Source organism: Candidatus Zixiibacteriota bacterium, assembly GCA_040752815.1.
Taxonomy (GTDB): Bacteria; Zixibacteria; MSB-5A5; order GN15; family FEB-12; genus JAGGTI01.
In genome coordinates this window covers 22,245-40,760 of record JBFMGC010000014.1, presented here as the reverse complement: position 1 = coordinate 40,760, position 18,516 = coordinate 22,245, and the positions used below count along the sequence as shown (strand labels likewise).

The 18,516-nt window shown below is 57.7% G+C and carries 16 protein-coding genes and 1 pseudogene; 6 read left to right on the top strand and 11 right to left on the bottom strand.

What is annotated here, in order from left to right:
- Positions 1 to 79 precede the first annotated feature (79 nt).
- The 3 genes from AB1772_05560 to AB1772_05550 all read right to left on the bottom strand — a co-directional run bounded on the left by AB1772_05560 (position 80) and on the right by AB1772_05550 (position 2,678).
- The gene (locus tag AB1772_05560; protein MEW5795808.1) at positions 80 to 1,114 is read right to left on the bottom strand and encodes a tetratricopeptide repeat protein; all 1,035 of its coding nucleotides are present in this window, start codon (positions 1,112 to 1,114) and stop codon (positions 80 to 82) included.
- Positions 1,115 to 1,272: 158 nt separating this feature from the next.
- Positions 1,273 to 2,094, bottom strand: coding sequence for a zf-HC2 domain-containing protein (locus AB1772_05555; protein MEW5795807.1), 822 nt, complete (start codon positions 2,092 to 2,094; stop codon positions 1,273 to 1,275).
- Positions 2,091 to 2,678 (bottom strand): sigma-70 family RNA polymerase sigma factor, encoded by a 588-nt coding sequence (locus AB1772_05550; protein MEW5795806.1) that lies wholly within the window; start codon positions 2,676 to 2,678, stop codon positions 2,091 to 2,093. Before AB1772_05550 ends, AB1772_05555 begins: the two co-directional genes overlap by 4 nt.
- A gap of 484 nt (positions 2,679 to 3,162) precedes the next feature.
- Between AB1772_05550 and selD the strand changes: the two are divergent.
- Positions 3,163 to 4,149, top strand: a pseudogene (selD, locus tag AB1772_05545) (selenide, water dikinase SelD).
- Between the two features lie 290 nt (positions 4,150 to 4,439).
- Complete coding sequence (locus tag AB1772_05540) at positions 4,440 to 4,697, top strand: hypothetical protein (GenBank protein MEW5795805.1); 258 nt, start codon at positions 4,440 to 4,442, stop codon at positions 4,695 to 4,697.
- Positions 4,698 to 4,955: 258 nt separating this feature from the next.
- Here the strand turns inward: AB1772_05540 and AB1772_05535 are convergent, their stop codons facing one another.
- From AB1772_05535 to AB1772_05515, 5 genes are all read right to left on the bottom strand, one after another.
- Complete coding sequence (locus tag AB1772_05535; GenBank protein MEW5795804.1) at positions 4,956 to 5,513, bottom strand: isoprenylcysteine carboxylmethyltransferase family protein; 558 nt, start codon at positions 5,511 to 5,513, stop codon at positions 4,956 to 4,958.
- 201 nt (positions 5,514 to 5,714) lie between these two features.
- A complete protein-coding gene (locus AB1772_05530; GenBank protein ID MEW5795803.1) occupies positions 5,715 to 7,052 on the bottom strand; it encodes a glycine--tRNA ligase in 1,338 nt (445 codons plus the stop codon).
- 15 nt (positions 7,053 to 7,067) lie between these two features.
- On the bottom strand, positions 7,068 to 7,859 hold the full coding sequence (recO, locus tag AB1772_05525) for a DNA repair protein RecO (GenBank protein ID MEW5795802.1): 792 nt from the start codon (positions 7,857 to 7,859) through the stop codon (positions 7,068 to 7,070).
- Positions 7,860 to 7,864: 5 nt separating this feature from the next.
- The gene (locus AB1772_05520; GenBank protein MEW5795801.1) at positions 7,865 to 8,230 is read right to left on the bottom strand and encodes a septum formation initiator family protein; all 366 of its coding nucleotides are present in this window, start codon (positions 8,228 to 8,230) and stop codon (positions 7,865 to 7,867) included.
- Positions 8,231 to 8,276: 46 nt separating this feature from the next.
- Entirely contained in the window at positions 8,277 to 8,822 is a 546-nt protein-coding gene (locus tag AB1772_05515; GenBank protein ID MEW5795800.1) for a hypothetical protein, read from the bottom strand.
- A gap of 119 nt (positions 8,823 to 8,941) precedes the next feature.
- On the opposite strand from AB1772_05515, the gene AB1772_05510 reads away from it, so the two are divergent.
- From AB1772_05510 to AB1772_05500, 3 genes are all read left to right on the top strand, one after another.
- Positions 8,942 to 9,967 carry a protein DA1 gene (locus AB1772_05510; GenBank protein ID MEW5795799.1) on the top strand — a complete coding sequence of 342 codons (1,026 nt, stop codon included), beginning with the start codon at positions 8,942 to 8,944 and terminating at the stop codon, positions 9,965 to 9,967.
- Positions 9,968 to 10,176: 209 nt separating this feature from the next.
- Complete coding sequence (locus AB1772_05505) at positions 10,177 to 10,830, top strand: hypothetical protein (GenBank protein ID MEW5795798.1); 654 nt, start codon at positions 10,177 to 10,179, stop codon at positions 10,828 to 10,830.
- 180 nt (positions 10,831 to 11,010) lie between these two features.
- Positions 11,011 to 12,108 carry a site-2 protease family protein gene (locus tag AB1772_05500; protein MEW5795797.1) on the top strand — a complete coding sequence of 366 codons (1,098 nt, stop codon included), beginning with the start codon at positions 11,011 to 11,013 and terminating at the stop codon, positions 12,106 to 12,108.
- On the opposite strand, the gene AB1772_05495 is transcribed toward AB1772_05500, so the two are convergent.
- Complete coding sequence (locus AB1772_05495; GenBank protein ID MEW5795796.1) at positions 12,086 to 13,603, bottom strand: HD domain-containing phosphohydrolase; 1,518 nt, start codon at positions 13,601 to 13,603, stop codon at positions 12,086 to 12,088. The genes AB1772_05500 and AB1772_05495 overlap by 23 nt on opposite strands.
- Before the next feature lie 300 nt (positions 13,604 to 13,903).
- Here AB1772_05495 and AB1772_05490 point away from each other — a divergent pair, with 300 nt between their 5' ends.
- On the top strand, positions 13,904 to 16,057 hold the full coding sequence (locus AB1772_05490) for a dockerin type I domain-containing protein (GenBank protein MEW5795795.1): 2,154 nt from the start codon (positions 13,904 to 13,906) through the stop codon (positions 16,055 to 16,057).
- A 174-nt stretch (positions 16,058 to 16,231) separates the two neighbouring features.
- Here the strand turns inward: AB1772_05490 and AB1772_05485 are convergent, their stop codons facing one another.
- Positions 16,232 to 17,710: a carboxypeptidase-like regulatory domain-containing protein gene (locus AB1772_05485; GenBank protein MEW5795794.1), complete on the bottom strand. Its 1,479-nt coding sequence runs from the start codon at positions 17,708 to 17,710 to the stop codon at positions 16,232 to 16,234.
- Positions 17,711 to 17,721: 11 nt separating this feature from the next.
- Positions 17,722 to 18,516, bottom strand: a 795-nt coding sequence (locus tag AB1772_05480; GenBank protein ID MEW5795793.1) for a DNRLRE domain-containing protein, incomplete at its 5' end; no start/stop codon positions are given.

Genomic DNA, 18,516 nt, shown 5'->3' with positions numbered 1-18,516 from the left:
TATGTCGTGGGTTCGTACCGTATAGCCTTCCCACCCAAAGGGTGTGGCACCGGGCTCCGAGCCCGACTCGTCAACGCGTCTACCGCGCCACCATCTTTCGCAAGTAATTCAACCTGGCGCTCTGACGCTGCTGTGTGGAGCGCGGTACCAGATCAGAGTACGTCTTGAATCGCGTGAGCGTTTCGCGGAGCCGGTCATGATCCTCCATCCAGCTATAGCAGCGAGCGAGATGATAATCACACTCGACCAGGTTGAAGTAATTGCCGGGGGCGGTGTCGAAAAAGCTCCGAAGTCTCTCGAATACTACGGCAGCCTCCGCATACTGTCCCTGTTTGAACCGTGCCTGCGCCATCGGCCAATGGAAGGTTTTCCCTTCGGGATACTTTCGCACGAAGTCCTCGGCCAGCGCGACAGCCGAACCGTAATCTTTGTGATCGAGGTACACCCAGATCAGAGCGCTGCGGGCGATATCGCGATGCAGCAGTGATGAATCAGCGGCCAGGCGCAGCTCGGCGATCCCTTTGGCTTTTTCATTCTTGAAGATGAACAGCCAGCGTAGCAGCCCGGCCCGCGCCGACTTCCAGTAATGATAAGAGCCGATCCCGGCATACACGTCGAGCACCGTGCTGTCTCTGCGCAGCCCGGCCTGGTACTCATCAATTGTGGAAAGACCCAGTTTCATGGCCCTAACGGAGGAGCCGAACTTCGATTCCCACAGCGCCCGGTACGCCCGGGCATGGCCGCGGAAGAGATACATCCAGGCGGCGGTGCTGCTATCGCAGGTGTCGAGCACACTTAGAGTCAGTGTATCAACTGTATTCAGCAACTGCTTAAACAGGGGTTCGTGCAGATTCTCCTCGCGGTCGGTCATCTCGGCGAAAAGCGCCCCGGCGCGGAAGAGATAGGCAGAGGGATCATGTGGATTGACTGTTATCTGGTCACTGAGGACGGAATCCGCCTGAGCGAAATGGTCATTGAACAAAAGCGTCTGGGAACACAGCAACGCTTCTCTTACTGATTCATCCGGATATTCGCCCGATTGAAGCGCGGCAGGCGCCGCCAGAAACAAGACGACAAACCCGCCAATGAGTGAGTGACAGCATCGCTCCGACATCGCGGGCAATTTAGAGCCGCCCGGGCCCGACTCAACAAAAAGCGGAGGCGTGAATCAACTGCCGAACTCTCAGACAAGCAGCCACAAAAAAAACCGGCGCGTCCGTTGCGCCGGATTTTGTGAATCAACCGTGCGTCCTGCAGGAATGTAAAGAGTGCTTACACCGGCCCGTGGCCCGGCACGAAATCCAAAAGCTCAACATCGCGCTGGGTGGTCGCGGTGATGATCCAGGCGTCGCCCACGCGGTGATAGACCAGCCGGCAGCCACGACAGTTATGATCATAGAACTCGATCCCGTTCCTATGCACCAGGGTCTCCCGAAGGTCCTCTGGCACTGACATCCGCTTGACATCGACCACGAATACCGATACGATGCGATCCTGGTTGTGGTAAACGAAGTGCGCCATGGGAATGTTGTCAACGGTCTCCATCTGGCCACCGACCATTGTGAAGCTGTTCACATGCGACGACAAATCATAAGCGAGGGATACACTTGTGCCGGCCAGCGCCTCACTGGTGACCGCCTGATCACGATACCGGTCCATTTGCTCCGCGGCGGCCCAGTGCGCCTGTTCGAGCGGAAGATAAGCGCGGTGATCGATGAAAACGTCTTTAGCGATGAGAATGACGCCGACCAGAACTACCGCGGCGGCGCCTAACGCCAGCCCCCAGCCGAGGCGGAGCGCCGGTCGGGGAAGCGGCTCTACCTGTTTCTTTTCGAGAGTGGCCTGCGGCCGATTGGCGCAGTCCATCTGATCGAGCTCTGACAGGACTTTAGCCTTGAGCGAGTCGAGCCGCGGCGTAACCCGCTGGTGTGCCAGCTTCTCCTGGATCAACTCGTTGACCGAGCGCTCCAGCCGATAGACCCCGGAACAATCCCTGCAATTGCGAAGGTGCGCTTCAACCTGCTTGGTGTCGATGTCGGAAGCTTCTTTATCAATTATGTCATAGAGCAGGCTCAGTGCTTCCTGGCAATTCATGTAGTGAGGTCCTTGATGTAACCATTCTTGACTGCGTAGTCATAAAGCTTCTTCTGCAGGAGCTTGCGGCCGCGGTGCAGTCGCGATTTGACCGTTCCCAATTGCAGCTCGACTATGTCGGCGATCTCCTGATAGGAGAAATCCTCAAGAAACGACAGCACCACTACCAGCCTAAAATCATCGGGCAACTCCTCGATCGCTTTCTTGACGTCATCGTCAAAAATCTTTGCAAATAACTGCTCTTCCGGGTTCTTTTCCGGCTTCACCGTCGCCAACTGTCCGTAAAGAAAGTTGTCGTCGATGTCGTCCATGTTGACCGAAACCGGCGTTCGCGATTTTGACCGATATTCGTTGATGAATATGTTGGTCATGATCTTGAACAGCCAGGCCCGGCAGTTCGAACCCGGTTCGAACTTGTCCCAGAAGCGGTAGGCTTTGACCATCGTCTCCTGGACAAGGTCCTCCGCGTCGGACTGATTCTTAGTCATCCTCAGTGCCGTGCGGTAGAGCGCATCCATGTGAGGCAGGGCTTCGGCCTCGAATTGCTTCCGCTTGTCAACCTGTCTTACCGAACTCTCGGGCATACTTTTCACCCCAACATGCCCAAAAGTTCGCCGCCTTCGCGGCTCTTCTGTCTAAACAGATTGCTCATGGATGAAGTTCCCGGATCAATTAGCTGCGTGCTGCCCTGACAATGTCATACCTGCCAACGTCTTGGGCAAGAATCGCAGGGATGGCGGCCGGGGCCTGTCTCGCAAGTCAAGATACGTATCAGGCGATCAGGAAACAAGATAATTTAATCGCCCAAGCGGACCTTTATTACCATCTTTTATATCAACCATAACATTGTACGCAACAGGTTCCGCTTTGATTCAAGTCAACCGATGACAAGAAGGTACGGTCTATACCGGACACGGGTGACCGGTAAGAATCTTGACACAAGCAGCCTGCATCTTGCATTGCCTTAAGTATTGTGCTACCCTTACCCCCGTGGAAGACAAACGTAGAGAAACCACGATTAAATTGACCGCCGAAGTCTCCTGCGCCGGTTGAGCGTCCAAACTCGGGCCGGGGTTCCTGGCCGACGTGCTCAAAGACCTGCCGCAGTCGGCGCACCCTGACCTTCTGGTCGGGTTCAATAAGGCTGACGACGCCGGGGTGTTTCGCCTCGACGAGCGGACAGCTCTGGTCCAGACGGTCGATTTTTTTCCGCCGATTGTCGACGATCCGTACTTCTTCGGCCAGATCGCTGCCGCCAACGCGCTCTCGGACGTATATGCCATGGGCGGGCGACCGCTCACCGTGCTGAACATCGTTGGATTTCCACTGGGCACTCTGTCCCCCAGCATACTAAGTGATATCTTGCGCGGTGGAAACGACAAGGTCCTTGAGGCCGGCGCGGTTGTGGTCGGCGGGCACTCGATTAAGGACAAGGAGTTAAAGTTCGGCCTGGCGGTGACCGGCATAGTTGAACCGGGTCGAATTGTCACCAACGCCGGCGCCGAAGTCGGCGATAAGCTGTTCCTCACTAAGGCGCTCGGGACCGGTATTATCACCACCGGCATCAAGCGCGGCGTAGTGTCTGTTGCTCTTACCCAGTTGGTAATCAAGCAGATGGCTTCGCTTAACCGTACCGCCGCAGAGTTGATGCTCAAGTATGACGCGCACGCCGCCACGGATATAACCGGCTTCGGTCTTCTCGGCCACGGCATGGAAATGGCGGAGGCCTCAGGCGTGAGCCTGCGGTTCTTTGCAGATGCGATCCCTATCCTGACGGAGGCGGAGCGGCTGGGAACCGAGGGTGTCAATCCGGGCGGAGCAAGCGATAACCGTTCCTGGCTTCAGGACCGCGTGGCTATCGCTCCGACCGTACGGACGTCTCTTGAAGAGGTCCTGTACGATCCACAGACCTCCGGCGGCCTGCTGATGGCGATTGGCGCCGACCGTGCCGACGAATTTGCACGCGAGCTCGGGCAAGCCGGACTGCATAGCGATGTGATCGGCGAAGTGATTGCGCGCGATACTCATGTCATTACGGTAGTAAATTCCGACTAACACAATCGTCAATTCTGCATTCGGTTCTCCGCATTATTCAGAATCATGATTCCGATCGGCAGAGCTTGTCCCTGCCGATGTGACAGACATCATGCCTGAACGAAAGCCGGGGAAAGATGATGCACCCGGTTACGCGGGTCGCGCGCGAAGTAATCACCACCGCAACTCTCCCGTATTATGAACTGTGTGACGTAGGAACAATCGCGCGGGAAACTTTGGTTGTATAACGCACAGGTTGTAGTTGACCTGAGGAAGAGAACGTAGTTGATTTCGCATACAGGGAGGCTGAGATGGATATTGGCCTGGTATATTCGCAAAAGGATCCGCGGCAGACCAGAGCCAGGGATTTTGTGCACGAGTTTCTTAAGAAGCGGGGGGTACTGGCCCGGGTGTTCGAACGCGAGAGCGATGTCTCATCGCCGACTCTCATAATCGACGGCCACGCGCTGAAGGATCAGCGACGTGCGCCGCGTGAGGAGAGTCCGTCGATGTACCCGTCAATCAAAGACATTGCCGATGCCCTCGAACGGCATGTCTGGTCGCTGTGAGAAGATCGACCCGACGATTGTGCGCGGCAAACCTCCCGGTCTGCCCGACCCGCAGGCTAGCTGCGCTTACGGTGTGTGGTCGGGCGACCCACCCGATAACTATCCGTCTACTTCTTTGACCATTGCGCGTGTGTTACCGAGGTGAGCACCAAAGGCGAGTGGACATGGATTCCCCGGTTGAACCGGAGAATGACAAATAATCGCACTGGGGATTGACATAAGGGCGAATCCGGTATTGGCGGAGGGCGGTCTCACCCCTCAAAACAGGTATGGAATGAACATCCGCGTTCGGCTCATGTATTCGCGGTAGGTATCACCGAAGTACCGAACATTCTCTGCCACTTCGACTTTGGCAGTAGCAAAAAGAATACAAGTAGCCGCAACTGCCAGCAGGGCGTCAATCAAATCCGGGCTTTTGAAGTAGAGTCCCCAGGTGAGGCATATCAACGAACTATAGATTGGGTGGCGGATGTATCGGTAGATGCTTGTCGTTACTAACTGCGTCGTCTTCTCGATTGGAAACAGTAATGGGTCCTGCCGCTCGCGACTCGGCTTTCCCATTCGACGAAGAGCCAGCGTGCCATGAATGACCAGGTAAGAGCATAAGACCAATAGCGTCCACGAGACCATCTGATGTACGCTAAACGGTTCGTGAAACCAGTGCTCGACATTGCGTATGATCTGCGCTAAAATCGCCTCCCAAGCAAAGAAGCGGTAGAAGCCGTGGGATCGGATATCACTAAGTGTCCGCCGCGTCAGCCAGATAATCACGGCTGAGATAAGGATGAAGATAACAGTTTTAGGTTGTGAGAGCATAAGTGCTGCTGGTAGCTCGGGATGCTTGCCATCCCAACACCTTGTCGCTGCCGTTCGTCATGACGGCAGGCGCGGATGCCTGCCGATCATACGATGGCCACTTTGAGATCGTAGGGCGGGACCGCTTCGATCCCGCCATCGTCTTCGCGAGACCATCAGCAGGTTCTCGCCACGGCGAGCAGGCGAAGCGGACCTGCCCTACTACCCGCTTATCTTCTCCTCCAGGAACGCCATCACCTCGGCGGTCTTCATGCGCGTTTGTTCCATGCTGTCGCGCTCGCGCACCGTCATGGTGTCGTCTTCCAGCGTCTGGCCGTCGACCGTCACACAGTACGGCGTGCCGGCTTCGTCCATCCGAGCGTAGCGGCGCCCCACGGCGCCCGATTCATCATAGAACACCTTGAAGCGCTTCTTGAGTTCGTGATACACTTTCTCGGCGTACTCCGGCATCCCTTCTTTCTTTACTAAAGGGAACACCGCCACTTTGATCGGCGCAACTCTCGGTGACAGGCGGAGGAACACCCGCTTCTCGCCTTTAACCTCGGCTTCATCGTACGCATCGACCAGAATCGTCAGCAGCGTGCGATCACACCCAGCCGACGTCTCAATGATATACGGGATGAATTTTTCCGCGAAGCGTTCATCCTGGTAGCGCAAGTCCCTGCCAGACTCCTCCATATGTCTTCGGAGATCGAAATCTGTGCGATTATGCACGCCTTCAAGTTCCTGCCAGCCGAAAGGATACTCATACTCGACATCCCACGCCGCCTTGGCGTAGTGGGCGAGTTCGTCGTGGGCATGTTCTCGCCAGCGCAGCTTGTTCATGTTGATCCCCAGCCCCTGGTACCACTGCCAGCGTTGTTCGCGCCAGTATCCCATCCACTTCTCGTCCTCGCTGGGATGAATGAAATACTGCATCTCCATCTGTTCGAACTCGCGGGTGCGGAAGGTGAAGTTGCCGGGCGTGATTTCATTGCGAAACGCTTTGCCGATCTGCGCAATCCCGAACGGAATCTTCTGGCGTGACGAATTCTTAACGTTGAGGAAATTGACGTAAATCCCCTGCGCCGTCTCCGGGCGAAGGTATATCTCCGAGGCCGAGTCTTCCATCGGTCCGATATGCGTTTTGAACATCAGATTGAACTTGCGAACCTCGGTCAGTTCTCCGCCGCATTCGAGGGGTGATTTCGACGGCTTCATCGGGCAGCGCGCTTCGGCCAGCTTGTCGGCGCGGAAACGCGCCTTGCATACCTTGCAGTCGACCATCGGATCGTTAAACTCGGCCACGTGACCCGAAGTATGCCACACTTGCGGGTGCATCAGGATTGCGGCGTCGAGCCCCTCGACATCGTCGCGGCGCGCGGTCATCGCCTCCCACCAGTAGGTTTTCAGGTTGCGCTTGAGTTCCGCGCCCAGCGGGCCGTAGTCCCAGCAGGAGCTGAGGCCGCCGTAAATCTCGGACGACGGGAAGATGAATCCGCGCCGTTTGCACAGTGAGACGATTTTGTCCATCAAGTCGTTGGTTTTCTCAGCGCCCATACGCAGCTCTATTCTTTAACTCAGTTGACTGCTCTTCAGCTTATCAAGAAACTCCAGCGACTTGATATCCGAGACCAGCCCCGATTGGTGCTTCACGAACTTAGTCAGGGTGTCCACAAGGATCGTGGCCTCCTGGAACCCGAGCGGCACGGTGGCCGCCTCGTCCAGCGATGCCCTCTGCAGCACCGAAAGCAACCGGGCCTGCTGGACCGAGAGGCCAATATAATACTCGCCCGGCTTTTGGCAAGACGAGCAAACCAGCCCGCCGCGCTCCGGCGAGAACATCAGCTTGTCGCGGACAACCTCGATACGCTCCAGCTCTTTGCTGCAGCCGACACAATAGGCCAGCGACGGATGATATCCCAGTTGTGACATCGTCCGCAGGAAGAAGCTGATAAAGGTCGCCGGCAGAAACTGCTTTTCGATCTCAGACACCTTGCCAAGATAGCGCAGGAAATAACCAAACAGCGCCGGTTGGGCCTCGCCTTCCGGCAACAGAAGCAGGAGCAGTTCCGATGCGGCGGAACCGTAGGCCAGTCGACCGAGCGAGCCGACCTTCTCGACCGAGAATTCGCGAATGATGTCACAGTCGCGGAGGTAGGCGCTGGTCTGCTTTTCGGACTTGTAGAAGGTCACCTCGAGATGCGCGAACGGCATGAGCCGCCCCCGTTTCGACTTGACGGAGCGCCCCCCTTTGTCTACAAGCGGCAGTTTGCCGAAGCGTTCGGTGAAGAACACTGCCGTGCGCGACGATTCCGACCAATTGTAGACTTTCAGGACAACCGCGTCCGATTTTTCCAGCGCCATGACGGTTACCGCGAGCGGAAGCGGTAGATGATTTCGTTGGGGCGAACCATGTAGTAGCGGGTGCGTGCCACCTGTTCGATATAGGTGGAGTCATGCGTGAGCATATCACTCACTCGGACGGCATCGACCAGGTCCGCAGCAAGATGACGGTTGGTTTCCAGAAGCGCCTGCTTCTTGATGTTTAGCCGAATGATCCGGGGGACGCTGTAGGTGCCGATGAAAAGGCCGTAGGCAAACAGCGCTGCCATCGCCCAGAGGCCGATCTGAAGTACCCGTCGCCTGAAACGGCTGTCGGCGTTGGAAAGTCGCTTGAGCAGGCTTCCGGCTGGGGCCAGCAGTGAGGGCTTCTTCTGGCGAGCTTTGCGGGGCATGGCGCGAACTAACAGGCGAGTGGTTCGGTCAAGCAACAAAAACGTGCTAAAACAAGCGGGGGAACCGAAGTTTGGGAGGAAGTTCCGTTTCGAGATAGCTAAGTCTGGTGCCGTACGGATCGTACCGCCCCTTTTCCAGCGACGATACCCCCGCCAGCCGCCAGTCGGCCCTCTCACGTCGAAACAGAAGAAACGTATACCGGACGCGCTCCTCGCGGTATCCGAATTGGGTTCCTGGCCCGGCCAGGGTTACACGGGCGTAGGGAGGTTTGACGATCAAGTCTTCGACCAGCAGCGTGTCGACATCCGGCCAGCCGGCAAAAAGCGAGCGCAGGTACTGCCCTAACGCCGAAAAACCGTACTGTCGGCAGGCGTAGGTGAGCCGCCTGGCCTCGGAGCTGTCGAGATAAGAAACAAGCCTTTCCGGGCGGTCGGAGACAGCCGCCTGCTTTAGTTCCTGAAAGATGGCCACAAGGGTATCGACCAGCGGCTCTCGCGCCGACTCCCGCGACGGGTCCCTGGGAGCTTCTTGAGAGCAGGCTGCCGCCAGGAGCAGCAGCATCAAACACCATGGGTGGAACTTCCCGAACATGATACTCCCTTGCCTTCTATCAGCTTATCGGCAGGGGGAATCACCGTTCTTAGACGACGTTTTTTGGAAGTCGGAAATCGGCGTCCGGCGGCCGATAATCACCTTAGATGGGTCTGTTTATGACAGGAAATCACGTCAAATCACTGGGCTTTGCGCGGGCCACTGTCTGGCTCTGCGTATGCCTGGGCACTCTCCTTCCAGCGCCGTTTGCTTCCGAAATGATCTGCTTCTACTGCGGGGAGGCCCTCGGCTGCCAGTACATTACATTCGAAAACCGGGTCTACCACCGCGAGTGCTATTACGACCATGTCCTGCCGCAGTGCGCCTATTGTGGCAGTCCGGTCGGCGAAAACTGGGTCGTGTACGAGGGCCGTAACTACCACCCGGAGTGCTTTGACCGGAACGTGGCTATCAGGTGCAACCGCTGCGGCGAGATCATCGAAGGCCAGTACCTGATCGATCACTGGGGCAACCGGTACCACAAATACCACGAAGAAGAAGAGCACGGCTGCACCTTTTGCGGCCGTTTCCTGTCCGATCCCCTGGCCGGCGGCGGCCACCCGTTCGGACCGGCGCAGTATATCTGTTCCCGCTGCGAGAAAAGCGCGGTGACGGACGAAGACGAAGGCCGACACGAACTGGATCGAATCGGCAAACTCCTGGCCGAGCACGGAATCGTCGTCGACATGGACGAGGTTGAATTCAAACTGGTCACGCGAGCGCAGTTTGCAAAGCTGCTCGGGCGCCCCGTCACCCATCAACTTGGACTGACCCGGCAGGACAAGAGCAACTTCTGGGGCTTTTTTGAGGACCGCGAGTTGACGGTCTATATCCTCACCGGTCTCCCGCGCATGCATTTCATCTCCACCGCCGCCCACGAGCTGATGCACGCCTGGTTGTTCGTGAATGCGCCCGAGGAGCACGACGATACGTTTGTCGAAGGCAGCTGCAATTACGCCTCGTCGCTCGTTCTCGACCGGCTCAACGACGACATGGCCGGGTATGTCATGCGCCAAATGGAAGAGGAACACGACCCGGTCTACGGAGACGGGTACCGTCGGGTGAAGCACCTGATAGAGAACCGGGGGGTGGAGTACTGGCTGGATCACCTTCGTTTCGACCCGCGGTTTCCGATCGGGTATTAGTTGCCCAACACCCGTTTTCATTCTCCATGGTCACTCTATAGCCACCGGGATAACAGGTAGCCGGTCTGACTGTGTGACATACTCTCCCCAACCCGCAGTTGGTTTGTTGTCAGGCAACGAGTTCCCAGAGCAAAATGCCAGCCGCCGACCATGGCACGCTCTTTGATTACCCAGTTGCAGCGAAAAGATCAAACAAGGAGTAAAAGACCATGCTTAGGAACGCTCTGATATGGACTCTGGTAGTTGCCCTGGTCAACTCTATCATAGGCTGCTCCTATACCGCGACCATCCGAACAGAGGAGGCTCGGCTGCCCCAAGATTCGGTGGCAATCAGCCATGTCGATTTGCACCTTCAGATTGCCTCACTTCAGAAGACCGATCGTAGTTGGCTCCAATTGGACAGTAGCGGGGGACGATTCGAGGCCCAGAGCGGCACGTTTGTCGGTCGGGCTACGAACGGCCATCCAGTTCAACTGAATTTGCGCGAGGTCAAATCGGCTATGATTTACCAGAGTTATCCTCCGGGTGAAACGATCACTGAGATCAGCCCACAAGCCTTCACCCGGAAAAACGGCGAGTCGGGGGTGGTCTACACGGACACGGTGGAGCCTGCCGGTCAGCGAATCGAGTTTGTGAAGCGCAGTGGCCGATTCACAGAAGGTGGCCAAAGTGTGACAGGGCTTTCCGCTGACGGCCGCAGCATAGTTATCCCGACCTCTGATATCACTGCGAGCTGGACCAAAGAAAAACGGTTCAGTTACACTCGGACATTTCTGCTGATCGGCATACCAGTGGGCATAGTCGTCGGGCTTGCAATCGCTTTGCACGATATGACCTTCATGACCATTTCAGGTGGCACTTAGCGAGCTGCAGTGGGTGGATCAACCAGGTGGAGCCACTTATGAATAGACGGCGTTTCGTCGTCCTAAAGCTCCAACCTGTAGAGCCGCGGCCCGACGATTGCTAATGACCCCTTTGCCTGTTTCTAACCGCCCGCCAATCTCTCCCTTTGTTCCTTGATCAGTTCCGGCGTATAATGCAGCATGGACAGCACCACGCTCGAGAAGAGAGCCGACGAGCTGACCACTCTGGTGGCCGACCTGTTCCAGGTGGATGCCCACTACCTGCACGGCAACCAAATCGTCCTGAGCCTTAGCCACCGGTTCGATCCTAATAAGGCTATCCCATTGCTGAAGGATCGGCTTACTTCGGCCGGGTATCGCTACACCCTCAGCACCCACGAAGACTCGTTGCTGCTATCGGTTAATCCCGAGCGCAAGCTGCGCGTACCGACACTAAACATCGTGTTGTTCGTAGTGACCCTGCTCTCGGTCTATTTCATCCCGGTTTTTTGGGTTAACCTGAACGCCCCCACCCTGCGCCTGGCCGTTGCGGCCACGCTTGACGATCTGGCGGCGGGGCGCGGCCTCGAGTTCACCGCCGCTCTGATATCGATCCTCTTCGTTCATGAGATGGGCCATTTCCTGGCCAGCCGCCGACGCGGAATTGTCACGTCGTGGCCGTACTTCATTCCCGCACCCAATTTTATCGGGACCTTCGGCGCGGTTATCAGGTCCAAGTCGCCCTTTTGGAGTCGGCGCGATTTAATCGAAGTCGGCGCGGCCGGACCGATAGCCGGCTGGATCGTGGCGCTCGGCTGGCTGGTATATGGGCTGAGTCATTCGGTCGTTACACCGAGCGACATGCTGCCGTACGCGGGGCTGGCCTTTTCTCTCGACGGGGAATCCATTCTCGTAAAGACCCTGGTGCCGGTTTTGATCGGCCCGTCGCCGCCAGGATCGCTCTATCTGTTCTCCGAGGCAGCATTCGCCGGCTGGGTCGGCCTGCTGATCACCGCAATGAACATGCTGCCAATCGGCCAGTTCGACGGTGGCCATGTCATCTACGGTCTCGCGGGGCGAAGGCAGGTGCTGTTCGGTTGGATTGCGCTGGGAATTCTTGTGGCGCTGGGTTTTCAGTCGGCGACCTGGTGGGTATTTGCGGCGATCGGTTTCGCTTTCGGTGTGGGTCATCCACCGACATTGGATGATCGCCGCCCGGTGTCACTGGCCGCGATGGTGACCGGGCTGGTATCGCTGGTGATTCTGCTGCTGTCGTTTACGCCCGTGCCTTTTCGGTAGCACCGATCGTCTCGAGGCAACTGAGGTCTTCTTTTCGGCCGTACATTTCCTTCAGATCAACGGAACCGGACCGAAGCACGTCGAGGAAAACTCTCACCAGGTCCGGGTCAAACTGTGTTCCGGCGTGCCGGGTCAGCTCTCCCACGGCCTTGCGCAGTGACGCCCCTACCCGATATGGCCGGTCAGACATGACCGCGTCGAATGTGTCCACCACAGACAGCAGACGCCCCTCGATCGGAATCTCCCCCCCTTGGAGACCGCGCGGGTATCCATGGCCGTCGTACCGTTCGTGGTGGGCAATGATATACGGTATCGAAGGCCGGAACAGCTCAATCCCGCGGATGATCTTAAGTCCAACTTCGGGGTGTTTCATCATGCGTTTGCGCTCGGCATCGGTAAGAATGCCGGTCTTGTTCAGGATGGCGTCGGGCACCCCGATCTTGCCGATGTCGTGCAGCGTGCAGCCGATCCGCAGATTGTGAAGCTGTTTCTCCGTCCAGCCCAGCCGGAGCGCCACCTGTTCGGCCAGGCGGGTGACCCGGTCGGTGTGACCCGCCGTGCAATGGTCTCGCGCTTCGATGGCGTTGGTCAACGCCCGAATCGCCTGAAAATACGACTGCTGCAGATCTTCGTAGAGCTTCTGGTTGGCAATGGCCGAAGCCGCCGATGAGGCCAGAAGCGCAAGAGCGTCGAGCCGTCCCGACGGCACGCTTTCCTGCCGCGAGAGGATGAGCGCATTGATTACCCCGTGCAGTGTCCGGCGCACCATGATCGGCTGGCTGATCAGGATTCGATAGCGGCAGTTATTCTCGACCATCACCGGTTCTGAGCTCACTACCGGATTGGCGTTGCGGCTGCCGCTGAACTGGTCGAGCAGTCGCGTGTCGAGGACCGCAGGCTCGTCGCCGGGATCACCGGCCGCCGCGACTCGGCGCACGATTTCCCTGGAACGGGGGTCGATTTCCAGAATTGCCGACGCCGCGGCCGAGAGTTCGGTGTTGCAGGACTTCAGGAGCAGTTCAAGATACTGGCCGAACTCCATTCCGGAGCCGAAAAAGGCGTTCGCTACGCGCAGGAACTCAACTTGACCCTTGAGTGACAGGTTGTCGCGGAATATCTTCTGATGTGCCAGGCCGCGCTCGACAACCTGATTGAGCATTTCCAGCTTGAATGGCTTGACTAGGAAATCGTGGGCACCGCGCTTGAGCACTGCGATAGCCGTTTCCACTGTCGGGTGGGCGGTCATGAGGACGACGATGGCGTCGGGATGGTTTTCCAGCGCCGCTTCGAGCACCTTTATCCCGGAGCTTCGACCCATCATTAAGTCGGTCAGCACCAGGTCGACCGGGTTAGCCGCCAGATGTTCAATTGCCCTGGCGGCCTCGTGAAACGTAACAATATCGTAATTAGCCGGGCCTAAGGACTCGACAATGAGCTTGCAGATGTACTCTTCATCATCGACGACAAGTATTCGACTTCTGCGATCCCGAGCCATGGGTGTCCTTTCTGAATTCGGGCTTCTCCCGTTATCGACCTCCTTGAAATTCTGCCCACGCCCGGCGGGCGGTTTGTCTGATAATTGCGCTCGGCCTGCGGTGAACTATTGGAGGCAAACCAGACTTACAGTTAAACGACCGTTTCCGATCGAAGCACGTATTCCATTGGTAAGGCTCTGAACAGCCGGATAACAGCATGGAAGCCGTTTTCGCGCGGCTTTTGGCGCGGTTCAAGGAAATGCCCCAAAAGCTCGATAAATAACAGGAGAAGAACATCTTAACTACCAAGGAGACACTTCATGTCTTTTAGGACAGCCGCGCTTGCCTGGCTGGTGACTCTGGCAATGGGATCAGCCGGCCTTGCTGCGAACAAACAGGCCGTTCGCGTGGAACGGATCTCCGACGTGCCGAAGAGCGATATCTTCCTGGCGCCGTCGCTGGCCGCCGCCGATACCTGTTTCGTCTCCGATAATCAGGTACTCATGTGGCGGATCAACGGTTGGGTTACCGGACAGGAACTGTACAAATCACTCATGAATCCGGCCCACCAGTGCGAGGGTCCGTACCCGTTTACCATAACAGCGATCAACATGCCGATGATGTTCGATGCGCCGACTCCGCTCACCATTGGAGTCGATGTCGAGGCGGTAGATTCAACCACGTTCCCCGGCTGCCCGGTTCCCGGTATCCTGCTGGCTGTGTCAACAACCTGGGACACGGAGGTTCCCTCGGCAGGCTTCTATAATATCTGGGTTCCGCTGGACACGCCCCTGGTCGTCAACGGCCCCTTCTTCGCGGGGTTCTACATTGGCAACACCTTTGCCGCGTCCGTCAATCCGTCAGTGCTGACCGACAGTGTCCCCGCCTTGTGCGCCACTTACAATATCTGGGACGACACTATCGGATTTGTTGATCTCTGCGACAGCGCCAACTGGGGCGGCGCCTGGGCCTTCCCGGGTCGCCTCGCAATGGAGGTTGCCGGTATTCCTGGAGGCGGTTCCGGGGTTTCGCCGGTTCTGGAAATCGTGTCTCCTATTAATGGCGCCGTTCTCTACGGCAGCAAGGAGCTTTGGGCCTGGGATCGCGCCCAAACCGGCCAGGTGGAATACGTGATGTTTGAGTATTCCAACGGCGGCCCGTTTGTAGAAATCGGGCGGGATTTCGACGGGGTCTCGCCGCTCCGTGACGGCGTCAATCCAGCCGTCAGCGGCAACGGCTTCAGTGTGCCGTGGGATTTTTCGTCGCTGCCGGAAGGCAGCTACAGTCTCCGAGTGACGATTGTTGATACGGCGGGTGCATCAACATCGACTACAATCACAGTCTACCTCGAGCCGACCCCGCCGACCGCAACGATCGTTGCCCCGACCCCGGGATACCCGATGTGCACGCCGCTCAACATCAATATGAGCATCAGCGATGAGAACATGACTTTTGTCGAAGTCCAACGACGGCAGGCTGCCAACGTATACACTCTCAATGTTACGGCAATGAACCAGGCAACTGTCGGCGATGTTAACGGCATTCTCACCGACGGAAATCACGCCTCCAACGGCGAGTTCGGTGATTTCTATTCGGCTCCGGTGGCGGCGACGGTCGCGGCTTTTGTGTGGAACAGTCGGGGGCATCCGGCGCTCGTTCGCCAGGGTGGGAATCCGATGACCCAGCAGCAGGTGGCCGAGGCTATCGCCGCGGAGTTCCGCACCCGCCAGTTCCTGGGCACATACGACGAGGCGGTGCCGGCCGGTCTGACCAGTTATGCTGCCGGCAGAGGCGGCGGATTCAGATTTGACTACAAGCGTGATCCGAGTTATGCCGACCTTCGCATCTGGGTCGAGGACGAGGAGCGGGTAGTATTGCTCGGGCTGGGCAACAACCCCGGGCTGTGGGTTACGGTTGACGGTTTCGTTGGCTTTTTGCGGCCTGACTCCACCTATTTCGTGAGCGTGGCCAACCCCATTTCGGGAACTGTGCAGAGCTGTTTGTGGCGGGATCGATACGGCTACAGCGAACTGAACATCCAGGGGAGCTGGCACCGCGTCGACATCATGGTTTCTATTTTGGCCTCGGCCTGGAGCGTGACCCGCACCATGGTCGGAGTCGACTTCAACGGACAGGACGGCTGGTCGGTAAATTGGCCGAGTCAGGGCATAACTGACCTCACCTACCACTATCTGCGGGGAATCGGCCATGATTCAGATAACAACCTGGGGCCGTTTGCCCTGCTGTACGAGCACAACTGCGCGGCGGTCTACGTAGCCGGGGACTATAACGGTGACCGCAGCGCCACCGTGTCTGACCTGCTCCTGCTGATTGACTTCATCACGCGCAACGGCAGTTCGCCCAGCGGCGGCGCTGCCCGTGCCGACTGCAATTGCGACAACATCGTGAACATTGCGGACGTTATTTACTACATGAACTATCTGTACGGGCAGGCCAGCCCGCCCTGCCGATGATTCGATTCTAAGCCTGCGCAAAGGGCCGTTCCGCGGACGGCCCTTCTGCACGCGTGGGACTGGCTCGGTGGCCCACCCGCTTGCGGGTGGGATGAGTGTCACTCCTTTGGACAACCAAATGTCGGGTTTCGCGCTCAATTAGATGTTGCGCGGAACCCGAGCTACAATGTTCGATCACCACGCCAACTGCCACGTCTCCTGATCGGGCACGGAAACTCTCTTGCGCAATATCGCACCGTCGGCGCGGCTGATTGTGATCTCATAGAGCGGCCCGCCGGTCATCAGTTGCGATGGCACCAGGTCAAGATAGAAGTAACCGTAGTTGTCTGTTGCAGTGGCCACCGACGACGGTGAGATGATTATACCGCTCAGAGTGGTCACGCCACTCGGTAGCCAGGCGGTCACCGCAACTCCCGACTCCGCCTGACCCTCGGTCGATAAGAGATATCCGTACACCCTGCAGAGATCAGGCGCCGATGGCGCACCGGGATCGAAACGAACTCCCCTCACAGTATCGGTCTGCCCTCCTGTCACAGAAATCGTGTCATAAGCTTCGAACATATAACCCGGTGCTGTGGCGGTGATGAGATAGCTGCCTGCATCGAGATTGAACCCCGCCCTCCCCGATGAGTTGGTCGCCCCCGCGGCAAGCAAACTGCTCTGTTCCAGATTCCGCACCGCCAGGCGCACTCCGGCTACCGTAAGGTCATTTGCGGAATCGTATGCAATCACCGATATTGAATAAGCGCCGGAACCGATTATGAACACGGAAACGGCCGTATCCAGATAGGCGCCATAGGTGCCCGAGCTCGTATGATTCGCCGCCGGTGCATTCCATACCGCGCGAGCCACATCGGCTGAATCCAGACCCGACGCCGCCCCCTGATGCGCGGTTGAGTCCGCTGCGGTCCAATGTTCCGGCATCACCGCCAGCCGGTCACCGGACTGGTTGGTATCGGCAGGCACCACTATAGTTCCGTTCAGATCGATCACGGTGACATCTTCATCCAAAGCTGTCAACTGTCGTACGGTGTTGTCCCACGGGTTATCGTCCAATCCGGAGATTGGTTCGTCGAGGTTGTCGAGCCGGGTCAGGCGTGCAGCATTCAGACCATTGACATGAGTGGAATCACTCGATGGGTTCCAGCCGTTAATGTTGGCGATCTCCGCCTGGCGCCCGACCCAGTCGTCATGAGTGTTGATCGAATCCCCAACCCGTTTCAACTCCGCCCAATAGTCCGATAGCTCGTCCCCCGCGAGTGTGAAGGTAAACCGGTTAGGGGTAGGCAGGCCGCCGTCGGTGTAGAGCATAACCACGCCCGAGTATAGTCCCTGGCCCTCGTCGTTATCGATGTCACCCACCTGATCGACAAAGTAGTAGTACGTATGCCCGGCATACTGCGCGCTATCGACAAAGACGCTCCCCGCTCCGGCGGCCGCCCAGCGATTGGTATATGATGCCGCATCCGTTGTGGTTTCGCCCTCGAACCAGACCAGAATATGGCCCGAATCGGGCGGCGTGGGAATTCCGGCCGTGTCCAGGGCGTGGATCTCGAAACGGATGTAGTCCGCTGCGGACACCACGCCAAGATCGACGCCGGCGGCAGCGCTCGCTGCAGCGACAAAACCAAGCACAACGCAAAGTCTTTTCATGATTTCATACCTCAGGAACTGGTGTGGAGCAACGCGGCCCGCCGACGCGCCACGGTCTGCGCAGACGCCGCATGATAGTAAATGGTCACTTTGGGGCGGTTTGTCGCGGTGGCGTATTCCGACGAGGCAAACACGGTGGTACCGTTGTTGCCGGTCTCCATGAAGATCACGCCGTACGGCTGCTTGGCCCCGCTGTACCAATCCTGGGCCAGGACTGGGCTGACCCGAAACCGGTACCAGGTTGACGCTGCCGAGACTGTGACACTGGCCATGGCGGTAGCTTTGCGATCCACGCCGGTGCCGTTGCCCCGATTCTGAGCGCCGCTGTCATTGGCCGAGTCGGCCGCTTCCCTGGTCCAGGCTGAATCGGGATGATACCAGTGGTTGTCATCGACCGCGCCGGCCTCGACCGCGTTATCGCCGGACCCCTCGTACCAGTCCTTCCAAAGCTCGAACATGCCCACTGTAGCGCCCGCCTGTGAAGTACAGTATAGGTCAATCGCCACAGAGTCGATAATCTTGGCCGCCCCGACCGTATCGATATTCGTGAACTTGAACAACACTCGCCTATGCAGGTTGGTCGAGTTGAGAATCGTCAGCGTCTGCGAGCCGCCGAAGTTGATATCATTGTAGTTCATGTAAATCTTGGTGTCGTAGATTCCGGCGGCGTTCTGCCCCTGCACGACAAGGCTGTCGCCGAGCACCGACCCCGCGGCAACAAGCATGACCCAACAGATCATGGTACCGACAGCAGAACTGTAATAACGCCCCCTCATGACTTCGCCCTGCGGTTCTTTGTGTTGCCG